The organism is Lutibacter sp. A80 (assembly GCF_022429645.1).
Taxonomy (GTDB): domain Bacteria; phylum Bacteroidota; class Bacteroidia; order Flavobacteriales; family Flavobacteriaceae; genus Lutibacter.
In genome coordinates, this window is the sequence record NZ_CP092480.1 from 568,975 (window position 1) to 590,572 (window position 21,598).

The 21,598-nt window shown below is 28.2% G+C and carries 24 protein-coding genes, 2 tRNA genes and 1 riboswitch; of the genes, 13 read left to right on the forward strand and 13 right to left on the reverse strand.

Annotation, left to right across the window (positions count from 1 at the left end; all coding sequences use genetic code 11):
* The first annotated feature begins 63 nt into the window (after positions 1 to 63).
* From rpsF to MHL31_RS02385, 4 genes are all read left to right on the forward strand, one after another.
* Positions 64 to 405, forward strand: coding sequence for a 30S ribosomal protein S6 (rpsF, locus tag MHL31_RS02370; protein WP_240227481.1), 342 nt, complete (start codon positions 64 to 66; stop codon positions 403 to 405).
* 5 nt (positions 406 to 410) lie between these two features.
* Positions 411 to 704, forward strand: coding sequence for a 30S ribosomal protein S18 (gene rpsR, locus MHL31_RS02375; protein ID WP_111708427.1), 294 nt, complete (start codon positions 411 to 413; stop codon positions 702 to 704).
* 14 nt (positions 705 to 718) lie between these two features.
* A complete protein-coding gene (rplI, locus tag MHL31_RS02380; protein ID WP_240227482.1) occupies positions 719 to 1,171 on the forward strand; it encodes a 50S ribosomal protein L9 in 453 nt (150 codons plus the stop codon).
* A 61-nt stretch (positions 1,172 to 1,232) separates the two neighbouring features.
* Positions 1,233 to 1,703: a DUF6495 family protein gene (locus MHL31_RS02385; RefSeq protein ID WP_240227483.1), complete on the forward strand. Its 471-nt coding sequence runs from the start codon at positions 1,233 to 1,235 to the stop codon at positions 1,701 to 1,703.
* Here MHL31_RS02385 and MHL31_RS02390 read toward each other — a convergent pair.
* Entirely contained in the window at positions 1,681 to 2,367 is a 687-nt protein-coding gene (locus MHL31_RS02390) for an NAD-dependent deacylase (RefSeq protein ID WP_240227484.1), read from the reverse strand. The two genes, MHL31_RS02385 and MHL31_RS02390, sit on opposite strands and share 23 nt — an antisense overlap.
* An 87-nt stretch (positions 2,368 to 2,454) precedes the next feature.
* Here MHL31_RS02390 and MHL31_RS02395 point away from each other — a divergent pair, with 87 nt between their 5' ends.
* Positions 2,455 to 3,132 carry an RNA methyltransferase gene (locus tag MHL31_RS02395; RefSeq protein WP_240227485.1) on the forward strand — a complete coding sequence of 226 codons (678 nt, stop codon included), beginning with the start codon at positions 2,455 to 2,457 and terminating at the stop codon, positions 3,130 to 3,132.
* A gap of 64 nt (positions 3,133 to 3,196) precedes the next feature.
* Here MHL31_RS02395 and MHL31_RS02400 read toward each other — a convergent pair whose 3' ends face one another.
* The 5 genes from MHL31_RS02400 to MHL31_RS02420 form a co-directional block, all read right to left on the reverse strand.
* A complete protein-coding gene (locus MHL31_RS02400) occupies positions 3,197 to 4,501 on the reverse strand; it encodes a DUF5074 domain-containing protein (RefSeq protein WP_240227486.1) in 1,305 nt (434 codons plus the stop codon).
* Between the two features lie 100 nt (positions 4,502 to 4,601).
* Positions 4,602 to 4,799, reverse strand: a riboswitch (cobalamin riboswitch).
* Between the two features lie 152 nt (positions 4,800 to 4,951).
* The gene (locus MHL31_RS02405) at positions 4,952 to 5,323 is read right to left on the reverse strand and encodes a hypothetical protein (RefSeq protein WP_240227487.1); all 372 of its coding nucleotides are present in this window, start codon (positions 5,321 to 5,323) and stop codon (positions 4,952 to 4,954) included.
* A gap of 4 nt (positions 5,324 to 5,327) precedes the next feature.
* A complete protein-coding gene (locus MHL31_RS02410) occupies positions 5,328 to 6,530 on the reverse strand; it encodes an alanine dehydrogenase (RefSeq protein ID WP_240227488.1) in 1,203 nt (400 codons plus the stop codon).
* Entirely contained in the window at positions 6,523 to 6,939 is a 417-nt protein-coding gene (tsaE, locus tag MHL31_RS02415; protein ID WP_240227489.1) for a tRNA (adenosine(37)-N6)-threonylcarbamoyltransferase complex ATPase subunit type 1 TsaE, read from the reverse strand. The genes MHL31_RS02410 and tsaE overlap by 8 nt, the downstream gene beginning before the upstream one ends.
* A 117-nt stretch (positions 6,940 to 7,056) precedes the next feature.
* Positions 7,057 to 8,607, reverse strand: a complete 1,551-nt coding sequence (locus tag MHL31_RS02420; protein WP_240227490.1) for a bifunctional response regulator/alkaline phosphatase family protein — start codon at positions 8,605 to 8,607, stop codon at positions 7,057 to 7,059.
* A 42-nt stretch (positions 8,608 to 8,649) separates the two neighbouring features.
* On the opposite strand from MHL31_RS02420, the gene MHL31_RS02425 reads away from it, so the two are divergent.
* The 7 genes from MHL31_RS02425 to sucD all read left to right on the forward strand — a co-directional run bounded on the left by MHL31_RS02425 (position 8,650) and on the right by sucD (position 15,655).
* Positions 8,650 to 9,879, forward strand: coding sequence for an HD domain-containing protein (locus MHL31_RS02425; protein WP_240227491.1), 1,230 nt, complete (start codon positions 8,650 to 8,652; stop codon positions 9,877 to 9,879).
* Between the two features lie 33 nt (positions 9,880 to 9,912).
* Positions 9,913 to 10,941 carry a UDP-3-O-(3-hydroxymyristoyl)glucosamine N-acyltransferase gene (gene lpxD, locus MHL31_RS02430; protein ID WP_240227492.1) on the forward strand — a complete coding sequence of 343 codons (1,029 nt, stop codon included), beginning with the start codon at positions 9,913 to 9,915 and terminating at the stop codon, positions 10,939 to 10,941.
* Positions 10,942 to 10,945: 4 nt separating this feature from the next.
* Positions 10,946 to 12,343 (forward strand): bifunctional UDP-3-O-[3-hydroxymyristoyl] N-acetylglucosamine deacetylase/3-hydroxyacyl-ACP dehydratase, encoded by a 1,398-nt coding sequence (locus MHL31_RS02435; protein ID WP_240227493.1) that lies wholly within the window; start codon positions 10,946 to 10,948, stop codon positions 12,341 to 12,343.
* Positions 12,343 to 13,125 carry an acyl-ACP--UDP-N-acetylglucosamine O-acyltransferase gene (lpxA, locus tag MHL31_RS02440; protein WP_240227494.1) on the forward strand — a complete coding sequence of 261 codons (783 nt, stop codon included), beginning with the start codon at positions 12,343 to 12,345 and terminating at the stop codon, positions 13,123 to 13,125. The genes MHL31_RS02435 and lpxA overlap by 1 nt, the downstream gene beginning before the upstream one ends.
* Before the next feature lie 93 nt (positions 13,126 to 13,218).
* Complete coding sequence (gene efp / locus MHL31_RS02445) at positions 13,219 to 13,785, forward strand: elongation factor P (protein WP_240227495.1); 567 nt, start codon at positions 13,219 to 13,221, stop codon at positions 13,783 to 13,785.
* A gap of 3 nt (positions 13,786 to 13,788) precedes the next feature.
* Positions 13,789 to 14,712 (forward strand): UDP-3-O-(3-hydroxymyristoyl)glucosamine N-acyltransferase, encoded by a 924-nt coding sequence (locus MHL31_RS02450; protein ID WP_240227496.1) that lies wholly within the window; start codon positions 13,789 to 13,791, stop codon positions 14,710 to 14,712.
* A gap of 70 nt (positions 14,713 to 14,782) precedes the next feature.
* On the forward strand, positions 14,783 to 15,655 hold the full coding sequence (gene sucD, locus MHL31_RS02455) for a succinate--CoA ligase subunit alpha (protein ID WP_240227497.1): 873 nt from the start codon (positions 14,783 to 14,785) through the stop codon (positions 15,653 to 15,655).
* 83 nt (positions 15,656 to 15,738) lie between these two features.
* Here sucD and MHL31_RS02460 read toward each other — a convergent pair whose 3' ends face one another.
* The 5 genes from MHL31_RS02460 to MHL31_RS02480 form a co-directional block, all read right to left on the reverse strand.
* Positions 15,739 to 16,566, reverse strand: a complete 828-nt coding sequence (locus tag MHL31_RS02460; protein WP_240227498.1) for a carboxypeptidase-like regulatory domain-containing protein — start codon at positions 16,564 to 16,566, stop codon at positions 15,739 to 15,741.
* Between the two features lie 125 nt (positions 16,567 to 16,691).
* Positions 16,692 to 17,387: a SusE domain-containing protein gene (locus MHL31_RS02465; RefSeq protein ID WP_240227499.1), complete on the reverse strand. Its 696-nt coding sequence runs from the start codon at positions 17,385 to 17,387 to the stop codon at positions 16,692 to 16,694.
* Between the two features lie 60 nt (positions 17,388 to 17,447).
* On the reverse strand, positions 17,448 to 19,571 hold the full coding sequence (locus MHL31_RS02470; RefSeq protein WP_240227500.1) for a HAMP domain-containing sensor histidine kinase: 2,124 nt from the start codon (positions 19,569 to 19,571) through the stop codon (positions 17,448 to 17,450).
* Positions 19,572 to 19,754: 183 nt separating this feature from the next.
* A tRNA-Leu gene (locus MHL31_RS02475) sits at positions 19,755 to 19,839 on the reverse strand.
* 46 nt (positions 19,840 to 19,885) lie between these two features.
* Positions 19,886 to 19,958 (reverse strand) — tRNA-Lys (locus MHL31_RS02480).
* Between the two features lie 111 nt (positions 19,959 to 20,069).
* Here MHL31_RS02480 and MHL31_RS02485 point away from each other — a divergent pair.
* Positions 20,070 to 20,579: a shikimate kinase gene (locus MHL31_RS02485; protein WP_240227501.1), complete on the forward strand. Its 510-nt coding sequence runs from the start codon at positions 20,070 to 20,072 to the stop codon at positions 20,577 to 20,579.
* Here the strand turns inward: MHL31_RS02485 and MHL31_RS02490 are convergent.
* Both MHL31_RS02490 and MHL31_RS02495 read right to left on the reverse strand, forming a co-directional pair.
* A complete protein-coding gene (locus tag MHL31_RS02490) occupies positions 20,571 to 21,068 on the reverse strand; it encodes a phosphoribosyltransferase domain-containing protein (RefSeq protein WP_240227502.1) in 498 nt (165 codons plus the stop codon). The genes MHL31_RS02485 and MHL31_RS02490 overlap by 9 nt on opposite strands.
* Positions 21,069 to 21,220: 152 nt before the next feature.
* Entirely contained in the window at positions 21,221 to 21,586 is a 366-nt protein-coding gene (locus MHL31_RS02495) for an RNA-binding S4 domain-containing protein (RefSeq protein WP_240227503.1), read from the reverse strand.
* Between the last annotated feature and the right edge of the window lie 12 nt (positions 21,587 to 21,598).

Sequence of the window (21,598 nt, forward strand, 5' to 3'; positions counted from 1 at the left end):
CTTGTCATTTCCATAAATAACTGTATATTTGCACCCTTAAAAGTAAAACTTAAAATTTTAATTATGAATCATTACGAAACTGTTTTCATTTTGAATCCCGTTTTATCTGATATCCAGATAAAGGAAACAGTAAAGAAGTTCGAGGACTATCTTGTTTCTAAAGGTGCCGAAATGATCTCAAAAGAAGACTGGGGGCTAAAAAAATTAGCATATCCAATCCAAAACAAAAAAAGTGGATTTTATCACTTATTTGAATTTAAGGTAAACGGACAAGAGATTAGTGCTTTTGAACTTGAATTTAGAAGAGACGATAGCGTTATGCGTTATTTAACTGTAAAGTTAGATAAACATGCTGCTGCTTGGGCTGAGAAAAGAAGAGAAAGAGTTAAAGCAACTAAAAAATAAGAGTTATGTCTATAGAACAACAAGCAAAAGGAGGAAAACAAGGTGATGTTCGTTACCTAACTCCATTAGATATTGACACTAAACAAGTAAAAAAATACTGTCGTTTTAAAAAGAACGGTATCAAATATATTGATTATAAAGATGCTGATTTCTTATTATACTTAGTAAATGAACAAGGTAAAATTTTACCACGTCGTTTAACAGGTACATCATTAAAATACCAACGTAAAGTTTCTGTTGCTATTAAAAGAGCACGTCACTTAGCTTTAATGCCATATGTTGGCGATATGTTAAAATAAAACTGAAAGGAATCATGGATATTATATTAAAACAAGACGTTGAAAACTTAGGTTTTATAGATGATATTGTTACTGTAAAAAATGGTTATGGTCGTAACTATTTAATTCCTCACGGATTTGCAGTATTAGCAACTACATCAGCGAAAAAAGTATTAGCAGAAACTTTAAAGCAACGTGCTTACAAAGAAGAAAAACTAATAAAAGATGCAACTAAAATTGCAGATGCAATTAAAGAACTAGAAATTAAAATCACTGCTAAAACTGGTGATGGTACTAAATTATTTGGTTCTGTAAACAATGGAAATGTATCAGAAGCATTAGCTGCAGCTGGTCACGAAATTGATAAAAAATTCATCAAAGTTGAAGGTGGAAACATTAAAAGACTTGGTAAATACAATGCAACTATAAGATTACACAGAGCAGTAATTATTGAATTACCTATTGATGTAATTGCAGAAGATAAATAAAATTTAAAAATTTTATATATTTAAACCGCCCAAATTGGGCGGTTTTTTTTATTCTAAAAATATGAAATACAGACAACTAACAAAAGAACAATTATTAGAATTGCATGAAGAATTTGCTAAATTTCTTGCAACTCAGCAAATTGATGTTAAAGAGTGGGAAACTATTAAAGCTAATAAACCTGAAGTGGCAGATGAGGAATTAAATATTTTTAGCGACCTTGTTTGGGAAGATGTACTTTCAAAAACTAAATATTTAGAACATATATCTAAAAACGATATCAATCTTTTTAAATGTTCTTCAAAAGAAATAATTAGAATTTATATTAAATTAAATGACACCTCTAAAAGTTTTTTAGATAAAAATGATTTTGATTGGTTTTTAAAAAATCCTGTAAATGATAGTGTCGATTATTTTAAAGCTTCAAAAAAATATACCGAAGAACGTAACTTAGAATTATTTAAATTAATTGAAATGGGAAGTGTAATTTCAAAAGGAGATTTATTTAAGGCTATAAGTCAATTAATTCAGTAACTACTTTAGCAACTCCTGTACTAGCTTTTTCAGCAATAACTGTTAAGTTTGGAAAGTAATTTTTTTGAATTGAAGGTTTTGGATCAATAAAATATACTGGAATTTTAGGCTCTACAAAATTAATTAAGTTAGCAGCTGGATATACCTGCATAGATGTTCCAATAATAATAAGAATATCTGCTTTAGAGGTTATTTCTATTGCTTTTTCTAACATAGGAACTTCTTCTCCAAACCAAACAATATGTGGTCTTAATTGCGAATTCTCTTCACATAAATCACCTAATAAAAGATCTTTTTTCCAAGTGTAAATTAAGTGAGGGTTTTTAGTACTTCTAACTTTTAATAATTCTCCGTGTAAATGCAATACATTTTTACTACCAGCACGTTCGTGTAAATCATCTACATTTTGTGTAATAATATTTACGTTATAGCTATTTTCCAGCGATACTAAGGCTTTATGTGCTAAATTAGGTGTAACTTCTAATAGTTGTTGTCTACGTTTATTATAGAAATCTAAAACCAATTCTTTATTTTTATTCCAACCAATAGGAGATGCAACATCCATTACATCGTGTCCTTCCCAAAGTCCATCGCTACCTCTAAATGTATTAATTCCACTTTCTGCACTAATTCCTGCGCCAGTTAGTATTACAACTTTTTTCATATAAATGTTTTAGAGTTTTATTAAATGCTATTTTGAATTTTTATTATTCAAAAGTAAAGATTTATCTTTGAAAAAAGATAATTTTAGATGGTAGATGAGAAGTATATTGAATATTTAGAGCAATTTGTTACTGAAAAAAGAAGAAACCTATTTGAAAAGGTGCTAAGCGAACGTACAAGACATTTTACGGTTGCAATTGAAGACATTTTTCAACCTCATAATGCTAGTGCTGTTGTTAGAACTTGCGATATTTTTGGAATTCAAGATATGCATGTAATTGAGGATAAATATAAATTTTATGCCTCTAGATTGGTTGCAAAAGGAGCTCAGAAATGGATTGACTTTTCTATGTATAATCAAAAAAACACCAATAATACGCTAGATTGTATTTCGGCTTTAAAAGAAAAAGGCTATAAAATAATTGCTACTACACCACATAATGAATCTTGTTTATTGCAAGATTTTGATATTTCAGAAAAAGCAGCGTTCTTTTTTGGAGTTGAAAAAGAAGGACTTTCTAAAGACGTGATGGATAATGCAGATGGTTATTTAAAAATACCAATGGTTGGTTTTACAGAGAGTTTAAATATCTCTGTTGCTGCTGCAATTATTCTTCAAAATATGAATCAGAAATTAAAAGCCTCAACTATCGATTGGCAACTTACAGAAATTGAGAAAAGAGAAAAATATCAAGATTGGTTAGAGAAATCCATTAAAAGTATTAGAAAAATAAAGGAAGTATATTTTAATGAAAATAAACTTTAAAACAAAAAAAGTAGTTAATTATACATATTAACTACTTTTTTATAAAAATTAAGCTGCTTTTTGTTTATTGATATAATTCTTTATAATTAAAAACAAAGTCAGTAGGAGCAGTTCCTATGTTTTCAAACTTATTTAATTCTTGGCCTTCTTCATTAAAAATCAGCATTACACTATTACTCATATCAAAAAAGTCTGTTACACCGGCTAAATAAATGTCTTCAGTTTTAGGATGAATTTTAAGCGCTGTAGTAAAAAATAGGTTGTAATTAAATGGTGTTATAAATAATTCTTGAGTTTTATTTTCGTTATTAAAACGATGAATGTTTCCTGTTGAAGTTTCTTGCCAATAAAAATATTTTGAATTAGCTGAAGTCAACATTCCATTACGATATAATTTTACATCAGTACCTAATTTTACGGTTTCTGCAATAGATAAATCAGCGTTTAATTTTACAAATGTAGCTTCTTCATTTCTACCTTCTGTAGCAATCCAAATATTGTTATTTGCATCGGTAACAATTCCTGAAACATTATCTGAAAATGTAAGTATTTCATTTACAGACTCAGTAGTTGTATCAAATTCTTTTACTGAATTTCCATCAGCAATAAGCAATTTATTTTCTATAGCTAAAACAGCCGATTGTATAGCAGGAATATCTGAAATACCATCTATTTTATTTTGAATTGCAGCATTTGTAAAATCTACATTATAAAGTAATCTGGTACTACTGTAAGCGCTTAAAATATATGCTTTATCATTATCTACTAGTGAAATATATGCTGGATTTCTAGCTTCGGAAGTAGAAATAGTTTCTTCAAGTTTTAAAGTTTCAGCGTTTGTAACAGTTATATAATTAGTACCACTTTGTGAAACGAAGTAAAGTTTATTATCTGAAATTTGTCCACTAATTAAATCGAATCCTAATGTTTTATCTGGATTTTCTAGTTGAAAAACTTTAGATGTAAATATTGAATCTTTTAAGAATCCAACAGTTCCATTATCGTTTTCAGAAGAAGCAGAAACAATAAAAACACCTTCTGCATATTTTCCAAAAACACGGATGTTATATATTAAGGTTTCTTTACCTGCTGAATTTTCAACAACTAATTTTAATTCGTTTTCACCAATTGAATTTGATAAGAACGTATAAGTTGGTTCAGTTGATACAATTTCATCATTTAGAAGCCAATTTATAGTAGTTTCTGTTAAATTTTCTATTTCAGGATTTAATACTATTGCTTCTTCAAAATCTAATTGGTAATTTGTTTTTTGAGCTAAAATTTTTGGGGCAAATAGCGAATTGTCTTCAGAACAAGACATAAAAACAAGTGTAAACAGCGTTATGCTGAAAATTAATTTAAGTTTCATTTTATTTGTTAATTTATATGGTTACAACAATATAAACCTTAGGTAATAAATATGGTAGTATACAATAACGTACCATAAGCTTTTATTCCCGAAAGCTTTGATATTTAATATGTATTTAGGCAGGTTTCCTGACTGATTTCAGCTTTATTTACCTTCCCATTTTAAAAAAAACAGTGGTTGTGGTAAAGCCATTTCGGTGAAAAAATCACCTGTGAAATTTACAGTAGCGGGTACTGTTCAGAGTTTTCATCTGATTCCCTTTTAAACTTATAAAGTCACCTAAAAACGCCGCAAAGTTAATTGTTTTTTTTCTATGAATTTCCTTTTAGATATAATAAAAAAGAAACAATTTAAGTAGCGTTAAGTGTCAATTAGTTATGTTTAAAAGTATAGTGAAGTAGTGTTTTAAATAGGTGCTATTTTGTGTAAATAGCTACTTAAATTTGGGTTTTATTCAACTTTAATAGCTTCAATAATAGCATTAGATTCACAATTAATAACTGTAAGTGTAATGTTTTTTAGGCTATCAATTCCTTTGATATTATATTGATATAGGCAACTGTCTAATTTAATTTTATGAGCTAAATCTACATCTCCATTTTTTAGAATTTGAGAAATATATGCGGTATCAATTTTTTTGGTATTTAAAATAGTCAATGCATTTTCAGAAAAAATACGTTCTTTTATTCTAATATTTTTTAATACACGTGCGTTTGGTCCATAATCAAAAGTCGTATTTTTTTTACCCCAGATAAATATTACAATAATAATTCCTATAATTAATCCACCTAAAAAGAAAGGCAAGCGTTGTTTAAATGTCATAATTTTATATAAATAATAAGTTTATATCTCTAAAAGGAATATTAAACCAATCTGCAACAGATTTGTTAGTTAAGATTCCGTGGTAAAAATACATTCCTTTTTGTAAACTTTTATTAAATCTTACTGCATTTTCAAATCCACCTTCTTCAGCTATATTAGAAAGGTAGGGTGTAAAAATATTACTTATTGATAATGAGGCTGTTCTAGAATATCTAGAAGGGATATTTGGTACACAGTAATGAGATACGCCATATTTTTCTATAATTGGATTTTTATGTGAAGTTATTTCAGAAGTCTCAAAACAACCACCACGATCAATACTTACATCAACTATTACAGCACCTGTTTTCATTTGTTCAACCATTGTTTCTGTAACAATTACAGGAGAACGAGAACTACCTCTTATTGCACCAATGGCAATATCGCAACGCATTAATGCTTTTTGTAGTGTTTTAGGTTGTATTGTTGACGTGTAAATTGGTCTTCCTAAATTGTGTTGTATGCTTCTTAATTTAGATATGGAATTGTCAAAAATCTTAACATTTGCACCTAAACCAATGGCTGAACGTGCAGCAAATTCAGCTACAGTTCCTGCGCCTAATATAACAACTTCGGTAGGAGGTACTCCACTAATATTTCCTAAAAGCAAACCATTTCCGTCTTGGTCTTTACTCATCATTTCAGCAGCTATTAGTATAGAGGCAGTACCGGCAATTTCACTTAACGATTTTACAACAGAATACACACCATGTTCATCTCTAATATAATCAAAAGCAATGGCTGTAATACGTTTATTAGCTAAAGCCTCAAAATATTTTTTAGATTGGGTTTTAAGTTGTAAAGCAGAAAAGATGATGCTTTGTGGATTAATTAATTTAATTTCGTCTAGAGATGGTGGTTCAACTTTTAAAATAATATGACATCCAAATACTTCTTTAATATCATAAGAAATTTTAGCTCCAGCTTCTGAGTATTCTTTATCAGAAAAATTAGCACCATCACCAGCTCCAGTTTCAATAACAAATTTATGTCCTTGGTTAATTAAAGCTGCAACGGCATCTGGAGTTAAACAAACACGTTTTTCTTGATAATGAGTTTCTTTAGGAATTCCAATAACAAGTGCTCCTTTTTGTTTTGTAATTTCTAAGGTTTCTTCTAGAGGAATTAACTCATGTTTACTAAATGGTGAAGTGATTTGTTTACCCATTATTTTTGACTTCTATAGTTCGTAGTTGGTTTTCTGTTGTGGTAATTTTAATTATTACCGAGTTTAAAGGTAGTAAATTTTCTACTTTATTTGGCCATTCAACTAAACACCAACAATTACTGTAAAAATATTCTTCAATCCCCATATCCATAGCTTCTTCTTCTTTATCAATTCTATAAAAATCAAAATGATAAACTTTTTCGTTATTTAAACTATGATATTCGTTTACTAAAGAGAAAGTAGGGGAACTTACGGTATCTAAAACACCTAATTTTTTTACAATTTCTTTTATAAGTGTTGTTTTACCAACACCCATTTCGCCATAAAAAAGCAGCACTTTATGTTTAGAAAATTCAATAACTTCTTCTGCAATTAGAGGAAGTTCTTCTAGTGTGTAGTTTTTTATCATATATAATTTGGTTAATAGTTAATAGGTTGAATGGCTTTATAGCAAAATTAAGATTTTAAAATGATTTTATTTATAATCTGTATTCTTTTCAACCTATAAACTCTTTACTTGTTTTGCTTATTTTGGCACAAATATAGCACAAGGAATTATCATTTCCTCTAAAGAAATACCTCCATGTTGGTAGGTGTTTCTATAATATTTTACAAAGTGATTGTAATTATTTGGATACGCAAAAAAGTAATCTTCTTTAGCAAAAATAAAAGAACTATTTAAACTTAAAGAAGGTAATAAAATGTCTTTAGGATTTTTTACTGCATATACCTCTTTATCTTCATAAGAAAGACTTTTACCAGTTTTATACCTTAAATTTGAACTGATATTTTTATCGCCAATTACTTTTGAAGGAGCTTTGGAATTTATGGTACCATGGTCTGTAGTAATTATTAATTTTAATCCTAATTTTTGTGCTTTTTGAATCATATCTAACAAAGGGGAGTTTAAAAACCAACTATTTGTTAAAGATCTATAGGCTTTATCGTCACTAGCTAACTCTTTAATAACTTCCATTTCTGTTTTGGCATGAGAGATCATATCAACAAAATTATAGACAACAACTGTTAAATCATTTTCTTTTAAAGTATTAAAATTATCAGCTAAATTTTTTCCAGATTTTAAATTAGTTATTTTATAATATTCAAATTTAATAGTTTCTCTAAGTCGTTTTAATTGAGTATCTAAAAATTCTTTTTCGTGTAAGTTTTTACCACCTTCATCGGTGTCGTTTTTCCATAAATCTGGATGTTTTTGCTCCATTTCTAAAGGCATTAAGCCTGAGAAAATTGCATTTCTAGCATATTGTGTAGCCGTTGGTAAAATACTTAAATAAGGAGTTTCTTGTTGTTTTTTGTAATATTTGTTAATTGTTTTTTCAATAATATTAAATTGGTCGTAACGTAAGTTATCAATTACAACTAATAGTGTTCCTTTTGAGTTTTTAACTTCAGGAATTATTATTTTTTTAAATAAGGTATTTGATAAGATTGGAGCTTCTTCGTCATTATTAATCCAATCTTTATAATTTTTTTTGATAAATTTAAAAAATAAAGAATTTGCTTCTTGCTTCTGACTTTCTAGAATTTCAACCATTCCAGAATCATTAATATTTTCTAATTCTAGCTCCCAATAAACTAATTTTTTATAAACAGTAATCCATTCGTCATAAGAATTTACCATTGCCAAATCCATAGCAATTTTTCTAAATTCTTGTTGATAATTAGAAGTTGTTTTTTCTGAAACCAAGCGAGAAAGGTCTAAATTCTTTTTAAGGCTCAGTAAAATTTGATTTGGATTTACTGGTTTTATTAAGTAATCTGCAATTTTATTACCAATGGCATCTTCCATAATATATTCTTCTTCACTTTTAGTAATCATTACTATTGGAAGATTGGCACGTTTGCTTTTAATTTCGGTTAAAGTTTCTAGCCCACTTAAACCAGGCATGTTTTCATCTAAAAAAACAATATCGTAATTATTTTCTTCACATAAATCAATGGCATCTGCACCATTATTACATTTTGTAACGGCATATCCTTTTTTTTCTAAAAATAGAATATGTGGTTTTAGTAAATCAATTTCATCATCTACCCATAAAATACTTATTTCACTCATATTGTTTGTTATCTTTGCACTGTTATTACTAAAATACTTGTTTTGAACGATAAAAACACGAACAAACTTAAAATATTAAACGATCCAATTTATGGATTTATTACTATTCCAAATGCATTAATATACGATTTAATAGAACACCCTTATTTTCAGCGTTTAAGAAGAATATCTCAAATGGGGATGTCTTATTTAGTATATCCTGGTGCACATCATACACGGTTTCATCATGCTTTAGGTTGTATGCATTTAATGCAAAAAACGGTCCATATTTTAAAATTTAAAGGTGTGGAAATTTCCGAAGAAGAAGCAAATGCACTTTATATAGCAATTTTATTACACGATATTGGGCACGGACCTTTTTCACATGCCTTAGAAAAAAGTATTGCTACAGGTATAAACCATGAAACAATTTCATTAAAATTTATGGAAGCGTTAAATGTTGATTTTAAAGGTAAATTAAGTTTAGCTATAACTATTTTTAAAGGAGATTATCCTCGTAAGTTTTTACATCAATTAATTGCAAGTCAGTTAGATATGGATCGGTTAGACTATTTAAAAAGAGATAGTTTTTATACAGGTGTTTCTGAAGGAAATATAAATTCTGAACGATTAATAACCATGTTAAATGTAATAGATGATGAATTAGTTGTTGAAGAAAAAGGTATTTATTCTGTAGAAAAATTTATTGTAGCAAGACGTTTAATGTATTGGCAAGTATACCTTCATAAAACGGGACTAGGAGCTGAAAAACAACTAGAAAGAGTATTAATGCGCGCAAAAGAATTAGTGTTAAATGGAGCTAAATTACCAGCTAGTAAAGCATTTAATTACTTTTTAATCAACCAAATAGATGAAGCTAATTTTACAACAAAAACATTAAAAATATTTGCCAAGTTAGATAATTATGATGTTTTGGCTTCTATAAAAGAATGGATTTCTAATGAAGATTTTATTCTTTCAAAACTCTCAGAAAGTTTAATTAATAGAATATTACCTAAAGTTGTATTGCAAAATAAACCTTTTAGAAAAGAGGAAGTTCAACGTGTAAAAGACCTTGTAAAAAAGAATTTTAATTTAAGTAATAAAGAAGTAGATTATTTAGTTTACAATGGTAAAATTTGTAATCAGGCATACGATTCAACTAAAAATACAATAAAATTACTATTTAAAAATGGAGAAGTTAAAGATGTTGTTGAAGTATCAGATCATTTTAATATTCAGGCACTTTCTAAACCCGTAAATAAGTATTATTTGTGTTATCCTAAGAAATAGGTATAATGATTCTTTTTTTTTACTTTTGCAACAATGAAATTCACAGCAAATCAAATAGCAGAAATTTTAGGAGGTGAAATAGATGGCAATGCCGATGTGGAAGTTTTTAAACTTTCTAAAATTGAAGAAGGGGAAAAGGGTTCATTAACTTTTTTATCAAATCCAAAATACACCCCATATATATATTCAACAAAAGCATCAATTGCAATTGTTGGGAAAGACTTTATTCCAGAAAAGGAATTTGAAACTACACTTGTAAAGGTTGATGATGCATATCAATCTTTTGCATTATTATTAGAATATTACAATCAAGCTAAATCTCAAAAAACAGGTGTTGAACAACCTTCATTTGTTGGAGAAAATACTGAGGTTCCAGAAGATATTTACTTAGGAGCATTTGCCTATATAGGTAATAATGTAACTATTGGTGAAAACGTAAAAATTTATCCAAATGTATATATTGGAGACAATGTTAAAATAGGTGATAATGTAATATTTTTCTCTGGAGCAAAAATTTATTCTGAAACCGAAATAGGTAACAACTGTGTTATAAACTCAGGGGCTATTATTGGTGCAGATGGATTTGGTTTTGCACCTGATAAACAAGGTGTTTATGGAAAGATTCCACAAATTGGAAATGTAATTATTGAAGATTTTGTAGATATTGGAGCTGCAACAACAATAGATAGAGCTACATTAGGTTCAACAATTATACGAAGTGGCGTTAAATTAGACAATCAAATTCAAGTAGCTCATAATGTAGAAATAGGTAAAAATACAGTTATTGCAGCTCAATGTGGAATAGCTGGATCGTCTAAAATAGGAGAAAACTGTATGTTTGGTGGACAAGTAGGTGTTGCAGGACATTTAACTATTGGCAATAATGTTAAAATACAAGCGCAATCTGGTATAAGTAAAAACATTAAGGATGGAGAAACCATTCAAGGTACGCCTGCTTTTGGATATTCAGATTTTAACAAATCTTATGTGTACTTTAAAAAACTGCCAAGTATAGTAAAAACTATTAATAGTTTAGAAAATAAAGAAAAAGCTTTAAAATAAAAATATGAGTACTAAACAAAAAACAATTAAAAAAGAAGTAACACTTTCTGGTGTTGGTTTGCATACAGGAAATAAAGTTTTAATAACTTTTAAACCTGCGCCGATCAACTATGGATATGCTTTTGTTAGAATTGATTTGGAGGGAGAACCTGTAATTGAAGCAAGTGCGGAATATGTTGTTAATACACAACGAGGAACAAATTTAGAAAAAAGAGGTGTTTTTGTAAATACATCAGAACACGTTTTAGCTGCAGTAGTAGCATTAGATATAGATAATATTTGTATTGAAATTAATAGTGCAGAACCACCAATTATGGATGGTTCATCTAAACAATTTGTTGAAGCACTTGAAAAAGCAGGTATTGAAGAGCAAAGTGCAGAAAGAGAAGAATATGTTGTAAAAGAAATAATTTCTTATAAGGATGAAGCAACCGGAAGTGAAATTATTTTAATGCCTTCAGATGAATATCAAATTACTTCAATGGTAGATTTTGGAACTAAAGTATTAGGTACTCAAAATGCAACATTAAATTCGTTAAAAGATTTTAAAAACGAAATTTCTAATGCACGTACTTTTAGTTTTTTACATGAACTTGAAATGTTATTAGATAACAACTTAATAAAAGGAGGAGATCTAAATAATGCGATAGTTTATGTAGATAAAGAAATTTCTGAAGCTACTATGGATAAGTTAAAGAAAGCTTTTAATAAAGAATCTTTAACAGTTAAACCAAATGGTATATTAGACAACTTAACACTGCGTTGGGCTAATGAAGCAGCAAGGCATAAATTATTAGATGTAATTGGAGATTTAGCCTTAGTAGGTACTAGAATTAGAGGAAAAGTTATAGCAAATAAACCAGGACATTTAATAAATACCACTTTTGCTAAAAAACTTCAAAAAATTATTAAGCACGAAAAAAGAAATAAAGTTCCAACTTTTGATCTAAATCAACCACCTTTAATGGATATTCATCAAATAATGAATATTTTACCTCATAGACCACCATTTTTATTAATTGATAGAATTATAGAGCTTTCAGATAAACATGTGGTTGGTATGAAAAATGTTACAATGAATGAAAATTTCTTTGTTGGACATTTTCCTGGATCACCAGTAATGCCAGGTGTATTACAAGTTGAGGCTATGGCACAGTGTGGTGGTGTTTTAGTTTTAAGTACAGTACCAGATCCTGAAAATTATTTGACATATTTTATGAAAATGGATAATGTTAAATTTAAACAAAAAGTATTACCAGGAGATACTTTAATTTTTAAAGCCGAATTAATGTCACCTATTAGACGTGGAATTTGCCATATGCAATCTTATGGCTATGCAAATGGAAAATTGGTAGTAGAAGCAGAATTAATGGCTCAAATAGCAAAAAAACCTAAAGAATAATGAATCAACCTTTAGCATATATACATCCAGGTGCCAAAATAGCTACTAATGTAGTGGTGGAGCCTTTTACAACAATTCATAATAATGTAATTATAGGTTCTGGAACTTGGATTGGTTCTAATGTTACTATAATGGAAGGCGCACGAATAGGTAAAAATTGTAGAATTTTTCCTGGAGCTGTAATTTCTGCAATTCCTCAAGATTTAAAATTTGATGGAGAAGACTCTTTAGCAATAATTGGAGATAATACTACCATTAGAGAGTGTTGTACAATTAATAGAGGAACTAAAGCATTAGGAAAAACCCAAATAGGGGATAACTGTTTAATAATGGCTACTTCACATATAGCACACGATTGTGTTATTGGAAATAATTGTATTTTAGCAAATGGATCTGTTATAGCTGGACATGTTACAATTGGTGATTTTGCAATACTAAGTGGATTGGTAGCTGTACATCAATTTATTCATATTGGAGAGCATGCAATGGTTTCTGGAGGATCTTTAGTTAGAAAAGATGTGCCTCCTTATACAAAAGCAGGTAAAGAACCACTTTCATATATTGGAATTAATTCAATTGGATTAAGGAGAAGAGGGTTTGAAACTGGAAAAATTAGAGAAATTCAAAATGTTTTTAGGCTTTTATATCAAAAAAATTACAATACTTCGCAAGCAGTAGAAATTATAGAAGCAGAAATGGAAGCAACAAAAGAAAGAGATCAAATATTACTTTTTATAAAAAACTCACAAAGAGGAATTATGAAAGGATATACTGGGAGTTGATAGTAAATCACTAATTATGAATTTTAATTCTGTTCATAATATTTTTCAATTCTTTTAAAATAATAATTATAACTTAGAACTTAAATAAAACAAATGGCAACAACATCAGATATAAGAAACGGATTATGTATAAGACATAATAATGATATTTTTAAAATAGTAGAATTTTTACATGTAAAACCTGGAAAAGGACCTGCATTTGTTAGAACTAAGCTAAAAAGTTTGTCAACAGGTAAATTATTAGATAATACATTTCCTGCTGGACGTAAAATTGAAGATATTAGAGTAGAAACTAGAAAATATCAGTTTTTATATCCAGAAGGTGACATTTTTCACTTTATGAATACGGAAGATTATAATCAAATAACTCTTGGTAAAGAAACACTAGATACACCAGAACTTTTAAAAGAAGGAGAAGTAGTTACAGTTGTTTTTAATACAGAAGATAGCATGCCTTTATCAGTAGAAATACCAGCAAGTGTTATATTAGAAATTACACATACAGAACCAGGTGTAAAAGGTAATACAGCAACAAATGCAACTAAACCTGCTACTGTTGAAACAGGTGCGCAAATTAATGTGCCTTTGTTTATAAATGAAGGTGATAAAATTAAAATTGATACTTCAAAGAGCTCTTATTTAGAACGAGTTAAAGAGTAACTTATGAAGTTTCCTCATAAATATAATTTAAAGGATATTGCAAATTTATTAAAACTTGAGTACGTAGGTGCTGATGATTTTCCAATTTATGGCTGTAATGAAATACATGTTGTTGAAAATGGAGATATTGTTTTTGTAGATCATCCTAAATATTACGATAAAGCTTTAAAATCTAAAGCAAGTGTTGTTCTAATAAATAAAAAAGTAGATTGTCCAGAAGGAAAGGCTTTATTAATTTCTAAAGATCCATTTTCAGATTTTAATAAATTAACAAAGCATTTTAATCCCTTTAAACAAGCTAATAAATTAATATCTGATTCAGCTACAATAGGTGAAGGTACTATTATACAACCAAACGTTTTTATTGGAAACAATGTTACAATTGGAGAAAATTGTATAATTCACCCGAACGTTACAATTTATGACGATTGTACAATCGGTAATAATGTTACTATTCATTCAGGTTCAATTTTAGGAGCAGATGCTTTTTATTATAAAAAAAGAAGTACAGGTTACGATAAATTAATTTCTGGTGGTAGTGTTGTAATTAAAGATAATGTTGATATTGGCGCTTTGTGTACAATAGATAGAGGGGTGTCAGGTAATACAACAATAAATAAAGGAACAAAAATAGATAATCAAGTTCAAGTTGGACATGATACTATTATTGGTGAAAAATGTTTAATAGCATCTCAAACGGGTATTGCAGGTTGTGTTATTGTTGAAGATAACGTAACTTTATGGGGACAAGTTGGTACAAATAGTGGAATTACAATTGGTAAAAATGCTGTTGTTTTAGGTCAAACAGGTGTTACAAAATCTATAAAAGGAAATTTAACATACTTTGGCACACCAATAGAAGAATCAAGAAAAAAGCTAAAAGAAATTGTTGAAATAAAACAATTAATAAAAAATCAAAAAAAATAAGTTTTGTTTCTAACTTATAATTAGAAAAAAAAATTACTTTTGAAATAGATATAATATAAAATACATACAAATGAGCGTTTTAGTAAATAAAAATTCAAATATAATTGTCCAGGGTTTTACTGGTAGTGAAGGAACTTTTCATGCTACACAAATGATTGAGTATGGAACAAATGTTGTAGGTGGGGTTACACCGGGTAAAGGAGGCCAACTTCATTTAGATAAACCTGTTTTTAATACAGTTCAAGAAGCCGTTGATAAAGTTGCTGCAGATACTTCAATTATATTTGTACCACCTGCTTTTGCTGCAGATGCCATAATGGAAGCTGCTGCTGCTGGTATTAAAGTAATTATTTGTATTACAGAAGGAATACCTGTTGCGGATATGGTTAAGGTAAAAGCATATATAGCAACTAAAGATTGTAGATTAGTTGGTCCTAACTGTCCAGGTGTTATTACTCCTGATGAAGCTAAAGTTGGTATTATGCCAGGTTTTATTTTTAAGAAAGGTAGTGTAGGTATTGTTTCAAAGTCAGGAACATTAACGTATGAAGCTGCTGACCAAGTAGTAAAACAAGGGTATGGAATTACAACAGCAATTGGTATTGGTGGTGATCCAATTATTGGAACTACTACAAAAGAAGCTGTAGAATTATTGATGAATGATGATGATACAAAATGTATTGTAATGATTGGTGAAATTGGAGGTCAATTAGAAGCTGAAGCTGCACAATGGGTAAAAGCTACAGGAAATAAAAAACCAGTTGTAGGTTTTATAGCAGGGCAAACTGCACCAAAAGGAAGAACAATGGGACATGCAGGAGCAATTGTAGGAGGTAAAGATGATACTGCACAAGCTAAAATGGAAATTTTAAAAGCTAACGGAATTTACGTAGTTGATTCACCAGCTAAAATTGGAGCTAAAGTTGCTGAAGTTTTAGGATAAATCAACTCTTATATTTATAAAGCACAAAAAAACCTTTGAATTTCAAAGGTTTTTTTTATGCTTTAGTTTTAGAAGATATCTACTTATTTATCATCTGTAGTTTTTATAGTACTTCCTTTTTTTACGGCTTTGTAATTTTCATAACATAACAATACAGCTTCAATTAATTGTAAATCACTAGCTTGTTTAATAAAATAATCAGAATAATTACACTCATTAAGTAAGTCGGTTAATTCAGCCGAATCCATTTCTAAATATTCCATCATTAATTCTCTATTAAATTTAGCTTCTAATTGTACGCGTAATTCATCATTATCACGCATTTTTTTTAGCTTTTTTAATTGTTTTGGTTTTTTACCAAACATATTATAAACAAAATCAATTGGTTTAAATAGCGCATCTACAGGTGAATTAAAATCTTTTCTTTGTCTTGTACCTCCAACTTCATAAGTTTGAGCTAAACCATTAATATGTATACGAGCATATTTATCTTTAGGTACATTTTTAGCATCTATTTCTAAAACACCTATTAATTTATGAGATTTTACTACTACTTCACTAATTTCTTCTGTTTTTTCATACAATTCTATAACCAGTTCATTTCCTTTTAATAAATCGTTAGTTATTTTTAATTTAATTGATTGGTATCCTAAATAAGAAACATAAATAGTATCACTTACAGCAATTGGTATTTCAAAATTTCCGTTTTCATTAGTGATTGTACCTAATACTGAATTTAAATTAAAAACATGGGCACCTTTTAAAGGTGTTTTATCAAGTTGATTTACTATTTGTCCTTTTAATAATGTAGCGATTGTAGTATCTTTTATTGTATCATTCTCTATATTTTGTTGAGAATAACTGTTTAAAGTAATAAAAAATAGTGCCGTATATAGTAATTTTTTTATCATATACAATTATAGTAATTATTAGTTATAAATTTTGTTAAAGGTTTAAGAATATTTTTTAATTTCAAAAAACAAGAGCCTTTATTTAATTAAATAAAGGCTCTTGTTTTTAATAAAATAGGTATCCATTAATCAGTTTTGAAATTCCAAACTTGACCTATAGTTTCTCCTCCTTTATCATCTTTAACTACAACTTTCCAATAATAAGTTTCTGAACTAGAAAGATCTACATTAAATGTTTTTGAAGTTTGATTTGATGATACAATTGTTGTTGGTGTTTCTGTTGTACCAAAATATACATCAAAAGTAAGAGGATCATTATCTACATCGGATGCGTTCCATTCAAGTGTTGCATTTGTTTCGGTAACTGTTGCGTTTAATGTAGGGCTTACAATTTCTGGAGAAAAAGGTAAGTAATTAGAAACTCCTTCTCCTTCTGTATAAAACGAATTTACACTTGAATAATCACTTGATAAATTTTTACTGTCTTTTGCACTAACTCTCCAGTAATAAGCAATTCCTTTATCTAAAGAAATTGTTCTTAGAGTACTTGTATTAGTAACCGTTTGAACTATTTGAGTAAATTGATTGTCTTTAGCAATTTGAATTTCGTAAGTAACCACATCTCCATCTGGATCTGTTGCTGCATTCCATTCAAAATCAATGGTGTTATCTATACAAAGTAAGTTGTTTGTTGGATATTTTAGAGTAGGAGTGTTTGGTGCATTATTTTCTGGCTCTGGTTCTGGAGAATCACTGCCTCCTGATCCTCCACAAGACCATAATAAAGTTGTTAAAACTAATGTATATAAGTATTTTTTCATTTTCTATAAATTAAGAGATAAAATTACTATTTTTTAAAATAGTAGCAAAACAAAGATGAATTAAATTTCATTTGGAAGTGAAAAATAAAATGTTGTTCCTTTGCCAAGTTCAGAAGTTACCCATATGTTACCACCATGTTTTTCTATAAATTCTTTACAAAGTACTAAGCCTAGACCAGAACCTTTTTCATTTGCAGTACCAGTTGTAGATTCATTGGTTTGTAATGTAAATAATTTATTTCTAGTCTCATCACTCATACCCATTCCAGTGTCGGAAATTGAAATTTCAACAAAATTATTTTTTACTTTTGTAGTTACGGTAACAGATCCTTCAAGGTAAGTGAATTTTATTGCGTTTGTAATTAGATTTCTCAATATTGTTTTTAGCATGTTAGTATCTGCATAAACTTTAAGATCATCTAATTGAGTATAGTTTAATGATATGTTTTTTAGTTCTGCTGTAGAATTTAATTCTTCAAGTATTTGTGTTATTATTGGCTTTATATTTAATTCTGTTGGGTTGAATGAAATTTGTTTAGTTTGAGATTTAGCCCAATTTAATAAATTATCTAATAGTGTTAATGTGTTGGTAGCTTCTAAATTTATATGTTGACTAAATTTAATAATTTTATTAATATCTAAACGTTTTGCATTACTGCTTAGCAAATCTGAAAACCCTAAGATGGTGTTAAAAGGACTTCTTAAATCGTGGGCAATAATTGTAAAAATCTTATTTTTAGTAGTATTTAAAATACTTAATTCATCATTTTTATGTTGTAATTTTTTATAAAATAGGTATATAACTATGGCTATTACTATTATAATTAGAATTACTAGCCCCATTAAAATTTGGTAAATACCTTGGCGTTCAATTTTTAAAATATTGACTTCTTTTTCTTTTTTTAATTGATTTATTTCTTGATTTTTTTCATCTAATTCATAAAAAGTTTGAAGTTGCTCTGTTTGAATATCGGCTTCACCAAATAAAATTAAATCTTGTACCTCTATTTGTTTATTTTGATAATAAACTGCTTTTTTATAGTCATTAACATCTAAATATATATTAGCTAGTTTAGAATAAATGTCTAATTGATTTTTTTTAGACTTAGTTGATAATGCTATTTCAAGTCCTTGGTTAATTTTTTTGATACCTTCATTAAAACGTCCTAATTTTATTGCACAAAGACCTAAATATTCAAAGATACTAGATCTTCCATGTAGATTTAAATATTTATTTTTTATATCAAGTGATTTATATAAATTTTGTTCTGCTAGCTTATAATTTCCTTTTAAATATTCTAATTTACCTAAAAGACTGTAAGAAGAAGATAAACCATATTTAGAGTTAGTTTTGGAATAAATTTTAAGTAATATATCAATATTTTTATTAGCGTCATCAAGATTTCCAAATTCTAAATTTAATAAAGCAATTTGTTCATAACACATAGCAAGTCCGTTAGTATTACCATCAATAGAATTTATAATATGGTATTTACCTAAAGCTTCTTTAAAATATTTTAATGCTTTTTCTGAATTTCTAAGGTCTGAGTTAACTTGACCGAGTAAATAAGCTACCCAGGCATCACCTTCATTAAAATTAGCTTTTCTATAATTTAATCTTGATTTTATAAAATATTCAATAGCCCTACTATATACTCCATTTACACGAAAAATGGTTCCAATCATAGAATAGCTAGAGCCAATAGCTTTATAGTTTTTTGATTCTTGACTATAATAAAGTGCATCATTAAATGTTTCAAGCGCAAGTTTAGTTTCATTAAATCTATATTGAATTATAGCAATACGATTTAAAATTTCGCCTTTATACCAATTATCATCAAGATCTTCTGATAAATCTAAAGCAGTATTTAAATAATTTTTTGAATAATTTAAACTATCAATAATATACATAGCCCTTCCAAGAATATAGTTGGAGCGCATTTGTAAAAATTTATTTTTGTTTTGTTTTGATTGTTCTAAACAATATTTGGCAATTTTTAAAGTTTTTTGGCTGTCTACGTTAACCATATTTAGAGCACTATCCAACTGAAGAGCAATTTGATCTTGTTCTGTTTTTTGTGTTGCTTTTATCCTTTGGCTGTTATTTAGATCCTGTTCTAAATTACCAAAAGAAAAGGATATAATAACAGAACAAAATATTATAAAAAAATATTTTTCAGGCATTAAGGGTTTAATTTAATAGAAATTGGATAATATTAAAAATGCGTTAACTTTTACTAAAAGTAAGTTAATAAATCAAATATATGATATTAACTACATATTTCAGTAATAAAAACGTTATTATTCTCTATAAATATTGATTTAATGTAGGAGGGAAGCTTGTTTAAGTGTAAAACTATCTTAATGTGCGCGTAACTGGAGTCGAACCAGCACGTTCTATGCGAACACCAACCCCTCAAGCTGGCGCGTCTACCAATTCCGCCATACGCGCGTAAAGTTGTTATACAAAAAAAGTTAAGTAAAAACTTAACTTTTTGTGACCTGGCTGGGGCTCGAACCCAGGACCACCTCCTTAAAAGGGAGGTGCTCTACCAACTGAGCTACCAGGTCAATCCTTTTCTAATTGCGAGTGCAAATATACTACCTAAAGTTTAAAAAACAAGTTTTTTTTTAAACTTTTTTATTAGATATTTGTAATGTTATTTTTTTACAAATTATTTTATGAAAATTGTACTACTAGGTTATATGGCATCGGGAAAATCAGCAGTGGGAAAATATCTTGCTACATCTCTAAAAATTAAGTTTTTAGACTTAGATGCATATATTGAAGATTGTGAAAAAATTTCAATTTCAACTATTTTTAAAACTAAAGGAGAAATTTATTTTAGAAAAAAAGAAAGTGAATATTTACAACAATTATTAAATTTAAATGAAAGTTGTATAATTTCATTAGGAGGAGGCACACCTTGTTATGGTAATAATATGGAGTTAATTAAAGAAAAATCTAAGTCGTTTTATTTAAATGCTTCAATTAATACTATTTTTAATAGATTACAAGGTGAAACTTCACAAAGACCTTTAGTTGCTACTATTGGAAAAGATAATTTAAAAGAATATATAGGAAAACACCTTTTTGAGCGTTCTTTATTTTATAATAAAGCTGATGAAATTATTTCAGTAAACGATAAGAATATTGATACTATTGCAAAAGAAATTGCTCATTTACTCTAATATAGCATAAGCATTTTCAGTATCAAAAATTACATTGATGTGTTCTTGCATTGATGTTGATAAAGAAATTCCTTTAAAATCAGCCTTTACAGGGTATTTTTTATGATTTCTGTTAATTAAAACTGCAGTTTTAAAACGTTTAAGAGGTACTTCTAAAAAATGTTTAATTCCATATATTAAAGTTGTTCCAGAATTTAAAACATCATCTACTAAAACCAGTGATTTGTTTTTATATTCATTTGAATGTATACTGGTTGATATTTTTTTAATTGGATTTTTTTTATCGATAAGAACCTCACATAAAACAACATTTAAATCTGAAATACTATTTAAAATAGTTGCAATATTTTGAGCAAATACATAGCCATTTCCATTTATTCCAGCAATTATAATTTCTTTTTCATTACAATTGGTTTCGTAAATTTGATAAGCAATGCGACGAGTTTTATTTTTAATTTGCTCGTTTGTTAAAATAATTGAACTTTCCATTATGTTATTTTTTTTCAAAGATAAAAAACAATTCGTTTTCTTGTCTTCGTTTTATCGAATTATAACAATTTTCTAAAATTAATAAATATATAAACTAATTTTTAAAAAAAATGTTGACTTTAAAAGTATGGCTATTATAATATTTAAAACAACTAATCTTTTTGCAAGTCATCAATATCTCTTCTGTCTTTTTTTGTAGGTCTTCCAGTACCTTTTTTTCTATAATAATCTTTAGAATATTTTAAAAGTTCAAATTTTTCAAATTCTTCAGCAGGAGTCATATCTTTTCTATAAAGATCAACCAGTTTAGCACTAACTCTATTAGCAGGAATGTCTAAAACTTCAATTTTATAATTAATCTGATTTTTTCTAACCGTAATCTCTTCGCCATTAAAAATTAATTTTGAAGCTTTTACGTTAGCACCATTTATTTTTACATGTCCTTTTTTACAAGCTTCAGTAGCTATACTTCTGGTTTTATATAGCCTTATACACCATAAATATTTGTCAATACGCATTTAAATACAATA